Consider the following 14,706-nt stretch of genomic DNA (forward strand, 5'->3'; position numbering starts at 1 on the left):
ATTTTCCTTTCGTTCTGTATTACGCTGTCGCATGAATGTGGGGGTTCACGCAATGAATGATAAATATCAACCAGATGGGCAACTCCGTCGCGAGTTAAAATCTCGGCACTTGTCGATGATCGCCATCGGCGGTGCCATTGGCACAGGCCTCTTTGTCGCAAGCGGATCGTCGATTAGCACGGCCGGTCCTGGAGGTGCGCTGCTCGCTTATATCATCGTCGGCGCCATGGTCTATTTCGTCATGACTGGCCTGGGTGAAATGGCGACGTTCATGCCGGTGGCTGGCTCATTCGAACGGTACGCTTCTCGCTTTATCGATCCGGCACTCGGCTTCGCCTTTGGCTGGAACTATTGGTACACTTGGGCCGTCACGGTTCCCGCTGAACTTGCGGCCGGATCGATGGTCATGAAGTACTGGTTCCCGCATACGTCACCTATCCTCTGGAGCGCAATTTTCTTGATCATCCTGTTGTTGCTCAACATCGTTTCTGTGAGGGGCTACGGCGAAGGAGAATTTTGGTTCGCCGGAGTGAAGGTTTTGACAGTGCTTGTCTTCGTCGTTGTGGGCGTGCTGATGATCTTCGGGATTCTCACGGGTCACTCGGCCGGATTTCATAACTTCACACTTGGCGGATCGCCATTTCACGGTGGTGCCCTCGCGACGTTTGGTACATTTCTTGTCGCTGGGTTCGCATTCCAGGGCACTGAACTGGTCGGGCTCGCTGCCGGCGAGAGTGACGATCCAGGGAAGAATGTACCGAGAGCCATTCGACAGGTATTTTGGCGCATTTTGCTTTTCTATGTGGTCGCCATTTTCATCATCGGGATGCTCATCCCTTATACAGATCCAAATCTCCTGAAGGCAAGCCAAGACAACAACATTGCCATCAGTCCCTTTACCTTGGTGTTTGAACGAGCTGGTCTCGCTATTGCAGCTTCCGTCATGAATGCGGTCATTTTGACGGCCGTTCTCTCTGCCGGCAACTCGGCTGTTTACGCATCGACGCGGATGCTCTGGGCGCTTGCAAAAGAGGGCAAGGCGCCGCGTGTGTTTGCTCGACTTACGCGCAACGGTGTGCCGATTTACTCTCTTGTGATCACGGCGCTTATCGGCTTCGTGGCCTTTCTGGCCTCACTGGTGGGGAACGGAGTCGTGTACAATTGGATGTTGAGTGCAGCAAGCCTTACCGGGTTTCTCGCTTGGCTCGGGGTGGCCATTAGCCACTATCGGTTCCGAAAGGCTTACATTGCCCAAGGACGAGATGTAAACAAACTGGTTTACCGGGCGAAATTCTACCCGTTCGGGTCCATCTTCGCGTTTATTTTATGTCTCGTCGTGATTGTCTTTCAGGATTATACGGCGTTCACAGCGGGTAAAATAGACTGGTTGGGAATTACGACGACGTACCTTGGGATTCCGTTGTTCATCATCCTGTGGCTCGCATATAAGTTCGTGAAGAAGACGAAAGTCATTCCTTTACACGAAGTGGACCTTGATTCACGGGAATAAGCAAGTTTTTTGGAGATGACTAAGGGGACTGACGTGAATGCCAGTCCCCTTTTTGTCCGCCTTCGGACGATAGCGCGTTGGTGTGCAGGTACCATTCATGTTCGGTGATGCCTGATGCCGTGCACGCATGAAGTTGGGGCAGTCTCACGGCCCCTCGCCAGTGTGCCAATTCGGTCAACAAATCGTGAACACAGAGTCTTCTTTACAATAACTTAACAATTTCTTAAAGAAGTTTTTACTCGATTCATGTAGATTTTTAACGATTCCTGTTCTCACGGAGGGACTATATTGGCTAAACGCGGTAATCAACTGTTTGCGTATCTCGTTGAAATTGCAGAAAACATCCAACAGGCCACGGAGACGTTCGAACGAGAACTCACAGAACAAGGTGATTTTGGCGCACTGGCAACGGAGATGAAGGGTTACGAGGAAAAAGGGGACGAGCTCATCAGTAAGCTCATCACACTTCTCAATAACACGTACATCACGCCGCTGGAGCGAGAAGACTTCGTCGAACTGGCCGTGACAATGGACGACATCATCGACGGAATTCACGCTTGTTCTGTTCGTTTCAGCCTTTACTCAGTAAAGCAAATTACGCCGACCATGCTGGAGTTTGCGAAGGACATTCATCAGAGTGCGACCGAGATCACGCTGGCGATTCAGAAGTTGCATGATCGGAAACTGGTGCAAATTCGCGATCACATCAAGGTGCTAAAGAAACTCGAGAAGCACGGTGACCAACTCATGCTCGCGGCCCTTCGTGCATTGTTTGCGGAGTACACCGATGCAATGGAAGTCATCAAGCTGAAAGAGGTTTATGAAATTCTGGAGAATGTCACGGATCGCTGTGAGGACGTAGGAGACACATTAGAGTCCGTCATTTTGAAGAATGCGTAAGTGAGGGAACGGATTGATAATACTCATTGTCGTTATCGTCGCTTTGGCATTGCTATTCGACTTCACCAACGGGTTTCATGATACGGCCAACGCTATCGCTACAACCGTATCGACCCGAGCCCTGTCGCCACGCAACGCTGTTCTGTTGGCCGGCGCCGCGAACTTAGTGGGTGCCCTGACTTTTACAGGTGTTGCGAAAACCATTGGGGGCAAGATTGCGGATCCGACGAAAATCGCTCACGGGGGCGTGATCGTATTAGCTGCCCTCGTTGCAGCTATCGCTTGGAATCTGTTCACTTGGTATTTTGGCATTCCCAGTTCGTCATCGCACGCGCTCATCGGTGGTTTGTCCGGCGCAGTCGTCGGGGCCGCTGGTTTTCATGCCATCAACTACAGTGGTTTTGTATCCATCGTGGAGGCCTTGATCATCTCGCCAGTGGCAGCCCTCATCGTCGGATTCATCATCATGTTTATTTTTCGGCTGCTGTTTGGGAACATTTCGCCTCATCGCGTGAATCGACCATTTCGATCACTGCAAGTTGTCTCGGCAGGCGTCCAGGCTTTCATGCACGGAACAAACGACGCTCAAAAAACCATGGGCATCATTACGTTCGCACTGATCACGGGTGGTTTTCAGGCGACCATGGACATCCCGCTGTGGGTAAAAATCCTCTGTGCTGTCTCGATGGGCCTAGGAACGGCGTCGGGTGGATGGCGGATCATTAAAACGGTCGGATCGAAGATCATTAAAATCGAACCAATCAACGGATTTGCATCCGACTTGACCAGTTCGGCCGTGATCTTTACGTTTACACTCCTGAAACTCCCGGTTAGTTCGACCCATGTCATTTCATCTGCCATCATGGGAACCGGTGCAGCTAAGCGGTTTAATCAAGTGCACTGGGGTGTAGCAGGCCGTATTGTCGTAGCGTGGGTCATCACGATTCCTATCGCCGGGCTCCTTGCGGGTGTGCTCATTCGCCTCTTTTTGTTGTTCTAACGAGATATTGCGCTTGAAACGAAGAAGAACTTAAGGCAAAACTCAAAGCGGATAGATAAGAGCGTGTACTTGGGCTTGTGTGCTCAAGATGCGCTCTTTCTTTTTGCAATTTATCCTCTTCACGTGTCGGTATGACGCAGAAATATTAGTCGGAATTTTTTGGTGAAAAGTGGAATGACCAAACATAGAGTGAATATATCTATCTCCGAAAGCGCATTCGTCAAATTGTTGGCGTTATCCATCAAACCAAAGGAAGCTGTCTATGACCACCATTTACGACATCGCCAAGCAGGCCGGGGTATCTCCGACAACTGTTTCGAAGGTATTGAATGGCTACTCAGACGTGAGTCAAAAGACTCGCGAAAAGGTCCAGAAAATCACAACGGAACTCGGGTATCAGCCGAGTGCAATTGCACGGAGTTTGGTCACTCGGCAGTCCATGACCATCGGTGTATTCTTTCAGGATCACGTGAACAGTGGCTTTCGCCACCCGTTCTTACATGACGTCATTGCTAGCTTCAAGGATGTGGTAGGTGAGGCAGGTTATGATTTGCTGTTTTTCTCCAATGTTCTGAGTGGCACTTCTCCCATGGGATTCGAAGCCCGCGCACGCCATCGGGATGTCGATGGACTGTTTCTTTTAGGCGTACCACGGACGGACGAGGGGCTCGTCGCCTTGTCGAAGAGCATGATCCCAGTCGTCTCGGTCGATCTCGACTTAATCGGCCCGCGAGCAAGTTATCTCTGTTCGGACAACATCGGAGGAGCCCATCAGGCAGTCGAACACTTTGTCCAATGTGGCCACCGGAAAATTGCGTTTATCGGTGACCGATTTGGGACGAAGCCGGGCCATGATAGGATGCTCGGATACCAACAGGCACTGCAAAAATGGTCTTTACCTTTTCGGTCCGACTGGGTGATTCAAGGCGACTTCACCGAGCCTTCCGGGTACGAGGCGATGGTTAAACTGCTTTCGGTTACAGAGCTGCCAACGGCGGTGTTTTGTGCATCTGACATGATGGCCATCGGCGCCATGCACGCGCTGTCAGACAGGGGTTTACAGGTTGGTGAGGACATATCCGTTATCGGTTTCGACGACATCCAACTTGCGAAGTACGTAACACCTGGGCTCACGACGATTCGTCAGAATACCGAGGAAATGGGACAGTGTGCGGCCAAACAGCTGCTTGAGCTGATGATGCACCCTGACAAAGTTCCAAGTGTTATGACAGTCGAAACCGAGCTCGTTGTGCGAGGAACAGTGAAAAATGTCCGACCGCAGCACTGAGAAATGCCGCCGCTCGTCAAACGGCGCCCGGTAAAATGTGCAGCCGAGCGACACGAAGGAGGTGGTGTGGGAGTCGAACCGTAATCGTGTATTGCCCGTGGATTTGAGAGGGGGAAAATACGTGTTGAACACATGGAAAGTCGGTCTTGTGACCGGTGCAGTCGCTGTGATGACGGCAGGCCTAGCAGGCTGTTCGTCGGGTGGAAGTCCGAGCAGTAATTCGTCTGATACGAATGGCACGACGACGACATCAAACACTTCGCCATCCACATCGAGCGGTTCCGGGCAAGGTGCCGCGCTGACGATTGTGCCCGCACCGTATGGTAGTTTCCAAGACAACTTTAACCCGTTTGAAGCGGCAACCACTGCAAATGGCGGGACGTCTGGTTTCATTTACGAACCACTTTTCTATTACAACATAGTCGGGCCAGAAAAATACGGTTTGCTTGGAAAAGACATGTCGTGGAGCAACGGCAACAAAACACTGACTGTGACGCTTAGCGACAACGTCAAGTGGACGGATGGACAGCCATTCACGTCGAAAGACGTCGTCTTCACTTTCGATTTGCTGAAGAAGTATCCGGCTATCGACACGAACGGCGTCTGGTCAGAGCTGACGGATGTCAAGGCAAGCGGGGACAATGAGGTCGTCTTCACGTTTAAAAAGGCGGATGTGCCGTTTGCTATGTACGTCGTGCAAACACTCATCGTTCCCGAGCACATTTGGTCCTCCGTACCCGATCCGTCGAAATACAGCAACGACAAGCCAGTCGGCACCGGGCCGTATGTCCTAGACTCCTTCTCCGCCCAGGATTACAAGTTTAAAGCCAATGACAACTACTACCTTGGCAAGCCATCTGTCCCAGAGTTGAATTTCCCAGCATACAGCAGCAATGACACAGCGGACCTGGCGCTGGCGCAAGGCGGCGTTGCCTGGGGTGGGGCATTCATTCCAAACATCGATAAGGTCTTTACGTCGAAGAGCAGTCACAACAAGTATTGGTTCCCGCCGAATAACGACGTCATGCTCGTGCCGAACCTCAAGAATCCTATTCTCAGTCAACCGGTTGTTCGCAAGGCCATGAGCATGGCCATCAACCGCGACGACATCTCGCAAAAGGGCGAGTATGGATACGAGAAGGTTGCTAGTCCGACCGCCGTTCTGTTGCCGAACAACCAAGATTGGATGGATCCGAATCTCCCGCAGGCGGATCAGTCATTCACCTACGATCCCACCGGCGCCGAGAAACTCCTGCAAAGTGCAGGTTACAAAAAGAATAGCAGCGGCGTCTATCAAACCCCGGATGGCAAACCGCTTTCCTTCACACTGCAGGTCGTTGCCGGCTGGACGGATTGGGATATGGACGCACAACTGCTCGCCCAGCAGCTCGGGAAAATTGGCATCAAAGTTCAGGTGCAGCAGCAACAATATGCCGGATACGAAGCAGCCCTTAAAGATCACAAGTTTGATTTGGCAGTCGCCTCTTCCGGCGGCGGACCGAATCCGTACTATATCTACCAAACCGTTTTCGGCAAAACAGGTCAATTCAACTATGAACAGTGGAGCGATCCGACGACGGACGCAGCACTGTCAGATTTCTCGCAAACGACGGACACCACCAAACAAAAGCAGGATATCTACAAAGTTGAGCGCATCGTTGCTGAACAGCTACCAACCATCCCGCTCGTATACGGTGCAACCTGGTATGAGTACAACGACAGCCAGTACACGGGGTGGCCTGACGCACAAAATCCGTATGTCACACCGGCGCCGTGGGCTTGGCCAGCGCCCGAGATCATCCTCATGGACCTCAAGCCGACGTCCTGACCACCGAGGCGGAGAGGACGATGACGCGCTCTCCGCCAGCTCCTCACTTCAGCGCGATATGTGGGAGGTGCATCATGCGATATGCCCTGAACCGTTGTCTGTTTTTCGTCGTATCCGTTTGGGCGGCTGTGACCATCAACTTTATCTTGCCGCGCATGATGCCGGGAAACCCGGCGGACGCCATGTTTGCGAAGTTCCAGAACAACTTATCCCCGCAGGCAATGAAGGCGCTTGAGTTACAATTTGGGTTTAGTGACCAGCCCCTCATCGTCCAGTATTTTAGCTACTTGAAAGGTCTCATTTCGGGACATTGGGGACTATCCTTCACCTATTACCCCACACCGACTACGACTGTGATCGGACACAGCTTGCCCTGGACTGTCCTACTTGTTGGCGGGACGACACTGGTGTCCGTTTTCCTTGGCACAGGATTTGGCATTTACATCGCGTGGAGGCGGGGGAAGGCGCTCGATACGACGCTGCCTATTGCGTCGCTATTCGTCCAAGCAGCGCCGTACATGTGGACCGGCCTACTCCTCCTGTATTTCTTTGCATTTAAACTTGGTTGGTTTCCCATTGCTCGCGGCTATGCGGATAACCTGCGACCATCATTTCGTGCGCCTTTTATTCTCAGTGCATTAAAACACGCCGTTCTTCCTGCCATCACCATTTTTCTTGGCTCATTCAGCGGCTGGCTCATTGGCATGCGGAACAACATGATTTTGACCTTGGGAGAAGACTATGTCGTCTTTGCTGAGGCAAAGGGCGTAAAGACGTCCAGGCTGGTTTTGATGTACGCTGCCCGAAACGCCATCCTGCCGCAAATCACGAGTTTTGCCATCGCCATCGGCAACGTCGTCAGCGGTTCCATTCTCACCGAGGTCGTCTTTTCCTATCCCGGCATCGGTGCACAGTTGAACGCCGCTGTTTTACAGCAAGATTACCCGCTTATTCAAGGGGCATTTCTCGTCATCGCCGTATCCGTCCTGCTGGCCAACCTCGTCGTTGATATTCTGTACGGTCGCCTCGACCCACGTGTTCGAACTGGGGGTGCCGCTGTATGATGACGGAACCGATGCAACCGTCCACCACGCTGCCCGACGTCCCGCACGTCAGACGAAAACGGGGAAATCGCTTCTGGAGAATTTTCTTGACGGACGCGAAATCTATCGTGGGGCTTTGCTTATTTCTTTTGTTCATCGTTGTGGCCATCTTTGCACCACTGATTGCCCCAGACGATCCGCTGTCGACCCAGTTCATGATGAACCTTCCCCCAGGGGACGGACATCTGTTCGGGACCACAGCGACCGGACAGGACATTTTTTCCCAGTTCGTTTACGGCGCCAGGTCGACGTTGACCGTCGGGATCGGAGCGGGCATTCTCTCAACCGTCATCGGGCTCGCGTTCGGTGTGACGGCCGGTTACCGCGGGGGATGGACGGACACCATTCTCAACTTCATCACAAACATTTTTCTTGTGTTGCCTAGCCTGGCACTGCTCATTGTCATTGAATCGATGATTCACAACAGCACGCCCTGGCTAAACGGCTTAATTATCGGTGTCACAGGATGGGCCTGGGGGGCCCGGGTGTTTCGGTCCCAGACGATGTCCTTGAGAAACCGGGAGTTTGTGACCGCGGCTAAACTATCCGGTGCATCCGGTGTCCGGATCATGGTGACTGAAATCATTCCAAATATGACGAGCGTTATCGCGTCAAATATCATTTTTGCTTGCTTGGGTGCTATTTTGGCCGAATCAGGATTGGCTTTCCTGGGACTCGAGAGTGTGAATTCTGTCAGCTGGGGGACGATGCTGTACTGGGCTCAGTCCGGTGGTGCACTGCTCAACGGAGATTGGTTTTGGGTGATTCCACCCGGCCTCGGCATCGCATTGGTTGGACTCGCACTTGTCCTCATGAATTTCAGCATTGATCAATTGACAAATCCGCGGTTGCGCCAGCAAGGAGGAAAACGTCGTGGACGCAAACACGCCAGTCTTGGAGCTTGACGATGTCTCGGTGGTATACGAATCGCTGTCTGGGCCCGTGCAAGCTGTCAGCGACGTGAGTTTAAAGGTCTATCCCAATACGGTGGTTGGGCTGATAGGGGAATCGGGATCGGGTAAGTCAACTTTGGCCAACGCCATCATGCGCCTTCTTCGCAACAATGCACGTCTGACGAAAGGGACCATCCGCGTCATGGGACAGGACATCTACGCGCTTGGCAAGAAAGAGCTTCGAACGTTCCGGTGGAACAAAATGTCCATGGTGTTTCAGAGTGCCATGACCGCACTCAACCCGGTGATGACAATTGAAAAGCAACTGGTTGACACGTTTCGGAGCCATCGCAAAGGGATGTCCTACGCAGAAGCAAAGGCCCGCTCCATCGATTTGCTTAAGCTGGTGAGAATTGACGAAAAGCACCTGGCGAGTTTCCCCCATGAGCTATCCGGAGGCATGCGGCAACGGGTTGTCATCGCCATTGCCATTGCCCTCGAGCCGTCCCTCGTCATCATGGATGAGCCGACAACCGCTTTGGATGTCGTCGTACAGCGGTCGATTCTCAACCAAATTCAAGAACTGCAAAGAGAGCACGGGTTCGCCATCTTGTTCATCAGCCATGACTTTAGCCTTGTGGCAGAACTTGCCTCGCGGATTGCCATTATGTACGCAGGGCGCATTGTCGAAAATACGGACGCACACGCGTTGGATCGGGACGTGCCACACCATCCGTACACGGAAGGGCTCATGCGCGCCATTCCGAAGTTGACGCTTGAAGACGTCCAGATCCAGGGGATCGCAGGACATCCACCTGATTTGCTGCGGTTGCCAAGCGGTTGTGCCTATCACCCGCGGTGCCCGCATGCGACAGACAAGTGTCGAAGTGTCCGCCCTTCGTTGTACGAATTGCCGCATGCAAGGGTCGAGTGTCACCTTTATGGCGAGGAGAAGGGAGGGGACGATGACACATGGATGAGAAGACAGCCTTCGTCGAAGTTGACCATTTAACCGTTCGCTTTCCCGTTCGTCAGCGAGGTGAGCGCAAGTTTATCACACCCGTCGACGATGTCAGCTTCACGATTGAGCCAGGTGAAGTACTGGCACTCGTTGGTGAGTCCGGAAGCGGGAAGAGCACCATCGGGCGTTCACTCGTTCGCATCCTCGAACCATCGGCAGGCACCATCCGTGTCGGGGGCCGTGATATCACACACATGAGAGGATCCGCGCTCACGGACTACCGAAGGACTGCGCAAATGGTGTTTCAGGATCCGTTCGGATCTCTGAATCCAGTTAGGACCGTTGAAAAGCATCTCGTGTTTCCCTTGAAGAAGTACCGCGGCGGTAACGGAACGGAAGTGAGTCGGCAAGTCGACGAGTTCCTCTCTCGTGTGGGTCTGGCACCTGTTGACGAGTTCCGGGTCAAGTTCCCGCATGAACTCTCGGGTGGACAGAGACAAAGGCTGGCCATAGCGCGCGCACTGGCTGTGAACCCCTCATTCGTTGTGGCTGACGAACCTATCTCGATGCTCGATGTGTCCATTCGAGCGGGCATTCTCGAACTGCTGAATCAGTTGAAGCGCGATTTCAACCTATCCTATCTATACATCACACACGATCTCTCCTCTGCCCGGTACTTTGGCGACAGGATCATGGTCATGTACGGTGGGCGCGTCATGGAAAGCGCCCCATCGCGGATGCTCATCGAGCAACCGTTTCATCCGTACACGCGGCTCATGTTCGCGGCGACGCCAGGAAGCAACTGGAATTCGCAGTTGCCTGAAACGAGCAACGAAGCCCCAAATCTGCTGGAAGGACGGACGGGTTGCCCATTCGCACATCGCTGTCCGTTCGTGAAACCGGACTGCAGAACCGAAGTACCTGTCCTGCGCGAGCTGACGACGAATCATTTCGTCGCGTGCCACTACGCGTCGAATCTAGCATAAAGGATGTGGGTGCATGTCGAGATCGTATATTCAGTTTCCACGCGACTTTCTTTTTGGTGTCGCGGCGGCATCGTATCAGATTGAAGGGGCATACCGTGAGGACGGCCGCGGGGAGTCCATATGGGACCGATTCTCACACACGCCAGGGAAGGTGTATCAAGGTCACACGGGCGACATCGCGTGCGATCACTACCATCGCTTCCAGGAAGACATCGCCCTCATGCGCGATCTTGCTATTCCCGCCTACCGTCTATCCATCGCGTGGCCGCGGATTTTTCCCGAGAAGGGCAAGTTCAATCAAAAGGGCGTGGACTTCTACAGACGCGTGCTAGAAGCGCTTCACGAAGCGAATATCGATCCCGCCGTCACGCTCTACCATTGGGACTTGCCGCAGTGGATCGAAGACCAAGGCGGCTGGGTCAATCGCGACACGATAAACTATTTTGCGGAATATGCCTCACGAGTGTACATGGAACTCGCCGATCTCGTCCCACACTTTATCACACACAACGAACCGTGGTGCGTGTCCTTTCTCGGCTACGGCCTAGGTGAACACGCACCTGGTCACACGGACTGGCGGGAAGCACTCACGGCCGCGCACCACCTCTTATTGTCGCACGGGTTGGCTGTCCAGGCATACCGCGCTGGCGGCTATCACGGTGACATCGGTATCACACTCAACTTCACATGGGTGGATCCCGTGACAGACGCCCAAGCGGATCGAGAGGCGGCAACACGTCTATCCGGGTTTTCCAACCGCTGGTTCCTGGATCCCATATTTCGCAAATCCTACCCGGAAGACATGCTGGAGTGGGTCAACACTCGGGTTGGAGGCGTTGATTTTCTGCGATCCGGCGACTTCGACACAATCGCACAACCGATTGACTTTCTAGGTGTGAACTACTATACGCGAGCAATTGTGGGCGCAGATGACGCGGACCCGTTACTTGGCGTGTATCATGTGAATGTCCCGGCAGAGGTCAAAACGGAAATGGGTTGGGAGGTTCACCCGAACTCGCTTTATCGCCTCCTCAAGTGGATATCCTCTGACTACACAGGCAACTTACCACTGTATATCACGGAAAACGGGGCCGCTTTTCACGATGACACCGTGAGCGGAGCCGTTCACGATGCCCGTAGACTGGACTACATTGCGGATCATTTGCTGGCAGCCCGTCAGTTTGTCGACGAGGGCGGTCCGCTTCACGGGTACTACTTATGGTCGTTTATGGACAATTTTGAATGGGCTCACGGTTATTCAAAGCGGTTCGGCATGGTTCACGTCGACTACGAAACACAGAAGAGGACGGTCAAGGACAGCGGAAAATGGTACAGCGGGCAAATTGCGTTCAACCGTGAGTAACGGAACGAACCACGTTGGAGAAACTAGGAATGCATATGTGAACAACATGCCGGTCATTGGCGCGCGTCTGTGAGGATGCGCGTCATTTTTTGCACTCCTGGCTCCAGACACGTACAATGCGTGAAGAATGGGGGTTATCGAATGGGAATGGGAATCGTCATTGTCGAAGTGTGTGATAGTAGCTTGATGAGCGGGTTCAATCTGGAAGAGCTCGAGTCGCTGTATCCCGGGGTGTCGGTGTTGAGATCGGAATGTCTGAGCAAATGTGGCTTGTGCCATGTGAGTCCGTACGCATACGTCAACGGCCACATCGTGTTTGATCGGGACCCGGACACATGCTACGAGAAAATCAAGCAGAGAATCGAATACGAATTTGCATTAATGGACGAGTTTGAGTGAATTTCGGCCACCACCCTCTGGACGTATCCACCGTTCGTCCTAACCTACGGCCTGTGGGAAACGTACGAGCGGGTTGTCGATCCCGCCCATTTATCCAAGACCCCATTTCACGGTTTATTCAAAAGTCCTATCAACCCATTTGTCCACTGCTTCGCGAGTGGTCAGTTGTACATTCAAACCTGGCGTATCATCCTGCGCGTCCTCACTTCGATTTTCCTCGACGTCATAAATGGTCAGAGGAGCTGCCTTGGAACCAACTGTGACAGACCATGTGGGAACTTCTGCATCAACGGGTGTAACCCATGCCTGTCGTCCCTCATCGCGCAATTGTTCCGAAATCTGGAACAATGTATTTTCAATCTCCTGTGTATACGAGCCAACCTGATACAACGGCTGCTGCGATCCGTCCGTCTTTCCTTCCATCCCTCATCCTCCATTTCATTTGTGCTTCCCTGTATGTCTATCCTGCTCAAATCAATCGATGGGATGCGATGTTCACATGAAATAAATTAATTTTATTTTCGAGCAATTCCAATAACGATCGCGTTGTAGTATGATGGATTCGCCCTTACAAGGCAGAATGGAGGTGTAATTGTGACTGGACCACATGGGATTGTTATAGAGTGGTTTACTTCCAGACCACATGAAGAGGTTCTGCAGGAAACATATCGACTGGACCAGTTTGTCAAAGCACTAACAGGATTCCGATCCGTCATGTACTACAACATACACCAAAGAATCTACATTGCCGTTCTCGCGTTTACATCAGAGTCATCGACAGACGACGCATTGTCAGTCCTTCAAACTCTGTTGACAACGGTTCCTGACAAAATCACGCTCACCAAAGCCCAGGTCATCCCGGGTGATGAAATGGAAGAGCGTAAAATTGCCCTTTGACGCTTTAGCCTCGCTCGGAAGTACCTAGGCAGTCCTACTTATGTAGGCCATCCACTTCCACGGACTCACGATACCATTGTCAACCCCATGTCGTTTCACCAACAATCGGGCGATAGGGCGGAGACCTGATAGATCACATCTGGAAACCCCGCCTTAAGGGCCCTTTTCCTATCCATGGTGCGTTTTAGCCATGTACAACGTTCGAATCGTGCGCTACAACTCGAATTGTCATGTTAAAAATACATAGGGGCATACCCGAAGAAATTCGGCGACGCAAAGCTATCAGGGGCTACGTTTGGGTGACGACCAATCATGCCAGCCAGCTGCACAATATACCTTCGCTTCCTTGTTGTTTCCGAGGGATGTATATGCCTCCTACATCGAAGTAAGAAAGGGTTTACGTGAGTACAATTCCATTTTCCGGAATCCAATGGAATGAATACGAAATGCGGGTGTCTGACACCTCGAGGAAGCACAAAATGCATCATCTATCCATTGTTACTGAGGATTCCGACGGCGGTCATCGAACCTACAAGCTGGTCAACAGTCGGTTAAACGAACAAATCTGCACGGTATCCGTATCGCCGGAAGAGGAATATGACTTCCACAAATTCCAGAACATACTCCTCGAGAGCAGGTTAAGATAAACGGGTTTCTACGTACAAATTGATACATCCATGGGGCTTATCCCCGTGTCATCGTTTGATGGCACGGGGACAAGCCCCATTTTCTTGACGATCCCCAGCCCCTGCGAGAACGCTCCACCGACGGCATCTTCCCCAATCCTCGCCACACGCTCCGGACAATTTGCCCCCGAATACCCCACATGGGTATAATGAACACAAATAGACTCGCGGTGATGCATGCGTGGCACACGGATATGCGTCTGAACAGAAGCAATTGCTCACGCGCGTTTGACGTACCGAAGGGCAAGTTGTTCGCAGTGTGGAACAGATGATTGAAAGCATGAATCCCAGCATACTACATGAGGAGTGATCAATGATGACAACAACACACATCGCAATTCAAGGAATGAGCTGTTCTGGATGTGTCAATGCCGTGACGAACGCACTCGAGTCGGTAGATGGCGTTCAAAAAGTTGATGTGAGCCTCGACAAGAATGAAGCGCAAGTGATCTATGATGAGCATGTCGTGACACTGGACGCCCTCAGAAGCGCCGTTGAGGATGCAGGATACGATGTCGGCGCCTAAGGCGCCGCTCGGGGTCATCGAGAAAACTGTTCATTGCAACCGGGAGACCACTGCCCACCACCACCGACATGTGGTTAGGATAAGACCCTGGTGCTCCCTTGATCCCCGCCTTTTCGATCTACAAGCCTAATAACGCACCCTGATTCCCCAATTTCCACTCTTGAGTCCCCGAACGCAGGGGACGCGTCCACACAAAGGAACCGCGTTCCTTTAATCACTCTGTGATGGCCCAATTCTGGTCGATAAGGGCCTGTCGTTCCTCTGATGAACATCCGCTACTCCCCGGGCATGGCGGGGACGGCGGCCTTGACCATGCGTCCGCACAACCTCACGACCTTAACCTGCCACCCCGAGTCCTGATAAGGA

The 14,706-nt window shown here is 52.5% G+C and carries 15 protein-coding genes and 1 riboswitch; of the genes, 13 read left to right on the plus strand and 2 right to left on the minus strand.

All coding sequences use genetic code 11. From position 1 onward, the window contains the following. The first annotated feature begins 52 nt into the window (after positions 1-52). The 11 genes from NZD86_RS03545 to NZD86_RS03595 all read left to right on the plus strand — a co-directional run bounded on the left by NZD86_RS03545 (position 53) and on the right by NZD86_RS03595 (position 12,231). On the plus strand, positions 53-1,510 hold the full coding sequence (locus NZD86_RS03545) for an amino acid permease (RefSeq protein ID WP_268045122.1): 1,458 nt from the start codon (positions 53-55) through the stop codon (positions 1,508-1,510). A gap of 288 nt (positions 1,511-1,798) precedes the next feature. Next, positions 1,799-2,410 carry a DUF47 domain-containing protein gene (locus NZD86_RS03550; protein ID WP_268045124.1) on the plus strand — a complete coding sequence of 204 codons (612 nt, stop codon included), beginning with the start codon at positions 1,799-1,801 and terminating at the stop codon, positions 2,408-2,410. A gap of 13 nt (positions 2,411-2,423) precedes the next feature. After that, entirely contained in the window at positions 2,424-3,410 is a 987-nt protein-coding gene (locus tag NZD86_RS03555; RefSeq protein ID WP_268045125.1) for an inorganic phosphate transporter, read from the plus strand. Between the two features lie 256 nt (positions 3,411-3,666). After that, on the plus strand, positions 3,667-4,698 hold the full coding sequence (locus tag NZD86_RS03560) for a LacI family DNA-binding transcriptional regulator (protein ID WP_268046779.1): 1,032 nt from the start codon (positions 3,667-3,669) through the stop codon (positions 4,696-4,698). A 121-nt stretch (positions 4,699-4,819) separates the two neighbouring features. Next, entirely contained in the window at positions 4,820-6,526 is a 1,707-nt protein-coding gene (locus NZD86_RS03565; RefSeq protein ID WP_268045126.1) for an ABC transporter substrate-binding protein, read from the plus strand. A 74-nt stretch (positions 6,527-6,600) separates the two neighbouring features. Continuing rightward, the gene (locus NZD86_RS03570) at positions 6,601-7,590 is read left to right on the plus strand and encodes an ABC transporter permease (protein ID WP_268045127.1); all 990 of its coding nucleotides are present in this window, start codon (positions 6,601-6,603) and stop codon (positions 7,588-7,590) included. Further along, positions 7,587-8,534 (plus strand): ABC transporter permease, encoded by a 948-nt coding sequence (locus tag NZD86_RS03575; protein WP_268045128.1) that lies wholly within the window; start codon positions 7,587-7,589, stop codon positions 8,532-8,534. Before NZD86_RS03570 ends, NZD86_RS03575 begins: the two co-directional genes overlap by 4 nt. Beyond that, entirely contained in the window at positions 8,503-9,534 is a 1,032-nt protein-coding gene (locus tag NZD86_RS03580; protein WP_268045129.1) for an ABC transporter ATP-binding protein, read from the plus strand. Before NZD86_RS03575 ends, NZD86_RS03580 begins: the two co-directional genes overlap by 32 nt. Beyond that, entirely contained in the window at positions 9,495-10,469 is a 975-nt protein-coding gene (locus NZD86_RS03585; RefSeq protein ID WP_268045130.1) for an ABC transporter ATP-binding protein, read from the plus strand. Before NZD86_RS03580 ends, NZD86_RS03585 begins: the two co-directional genes overlap by 40 nt. Before the next feature lie 13 nt (positions 10,470-10,482). After that, entirely contained in the window at positions 10,483-11,832 is a 1,350-nt protein-coding gene (locus tag NZD86_RS03590) for a GH1 family beta-glucosidase (RefSeq protein WP_268045132.1), read from the plus strand. Positions 11,833-11,973: 141 nt separating this feature from the next. After that, on the plus strand, positions 11,974-12,231 hold the full coding sequence (locus NZD86_RS03595) for a YuzB family protein (protein ID WP_268045133.1): 258 nt from the start codon (positions 11,974-11,976) through the stop codon (positions 12,229-12,231). Positions 12,232-12,345: 114 nt separating this feature from the next. On the opposite strand, the gene NZD86_RS03600 is transcribed toward NZD86_RS03595, so the two are convergent. Next, positions 12,346-12,654, minus strand: a complete 309-nt coding sequence (locus tag NZD86_RS03600; RefSeq protein ID WP_268045134.1) for a hypothetical protein — start codon at positions 12,652-12,654, stop codon at positions 12,346-12,348. A gap of 171 nt (positions 12,655-12,825) precedes the next feature. Here NZD86_RS03600 and NZD86_RS03605 point away from each other — a divergent pair, with 171 nt between their 5' ends. Further along, on the plus strand, positions 12,826-13,128 hold the full coding sequence (locus NZD86_RS03605; RefSeq protein ID WP_268045135.1) for a hypothetical protein: 303 nt from the start codon (positions 12,826-12,828) through the stop codon (positions 13,126-13,128). Positions 13,129-13,366: 238 nt separating this feature from the next. Further along, positions 13,367-13,459, plus strand: a riboswitch (cyclic di-GMP riboswitch). Positions 13,460-13,783: 324 nt separating this feature from the next. On the opposite strand, the gene NZD86_RS03610 is transcribed toward NZD86_RS03605, so the two are convergent. Beyond that, positions 13,784-13,921 (minus strand): hypothetical protein, encoded by a 138-nt coding sequence (locus tag NZD86_RS03610; RefSeq protein WP_268045136.1) that lies wholly within the window; start codon positions 13,919-13,921, stop codon positions 13,784-13,786. Between the two features lie 206 nt (positions 13,922-14,127). Here NZD86_RS03610 and NZD86_RS03615 point away from each other — a divergent pair, with 206 nt between their 5' ends. Further along, on the plus strand, positions 14,128-14,340 hold the full coding sequence (locus NZD86_RS03615) for a heavy-metal-associated domain-containing protein (RefSeq protein WP_268045137.1): 213 nt from the start codon (positions 14,128-14,130) through the stop codon (positions 14,338-14,340). The last annotated feature ends 366 nt before the right edge of the window (positions 14,341-14,706 follow it).

The sequence above is a fragment of the Alicyclobacillus dauci genome (genome assembly GCF_026651605.1).
GTDB lineage: Bacteria > Bacillota > Bacilli > Alicyclobacillales > Alicyclobacillaceae > Alicyclobacillus > Alicyclobacillus dauci.

Bases quoted from the DNA above. Each gene is read 5' to 3' on its own strand.
- NZD86_RS03575 (WP_268045128.1), top strand. From the start codon at position 7,587: ATGATGACGGAACCGATGCAACCGTCCACCACGCTGCCCGACGTCCCG.
- NZD86_RS03545 (WP_268045122.1), top strand. From the start codon at position 53: ATGAATGATAAATATCAACCAGATGGGCAACTCCGTCGCGAGTTAAAA.
- NZD86_RS03570 (WP_268045127.1), top strand. From the start codon at position 6,601: ATGCGATATGCCCTGAACCGTTGTCTGTTTTTCGTCGTATCCGTTTGG.
- NZD86_RS03600 (WP_268045134.1), bottom strand. From the start codon at position 12,654: ATGGAAGGAAAGACGGACGGATCGCAGCAGCCGTTGTATCAGGTTGGC.
- NZD86_RS03615 (WP_268045137.1), top strand. From the start codon at position 14,128: ATGATGACAACAACACACATCGCAATTCAAGGAATGAGCTGTTCTGGA.
- NZD86_RS03590 (WP_268045132.1), top strand. From the start codon at position 10,483: ATGTCGAGATCGTATATTCAGTTTCCACGCGACTTTCTTTTTGGTGTC.
- NZD86_RS03595 (WP_268045133.1), top strand. From the start codon at position 11,974: ATGGGAATGGGAATCGTCATTGTCGAAGTGTGTGATAGTAGCTTGATG.
- NZD86_RS03585 (WP_268045130.1), top strand. From the start codon at position 9,495: ATGGATGAGAAGACAGCCTTCGTCGAAGTTGACCATTTAACCGTTCGC.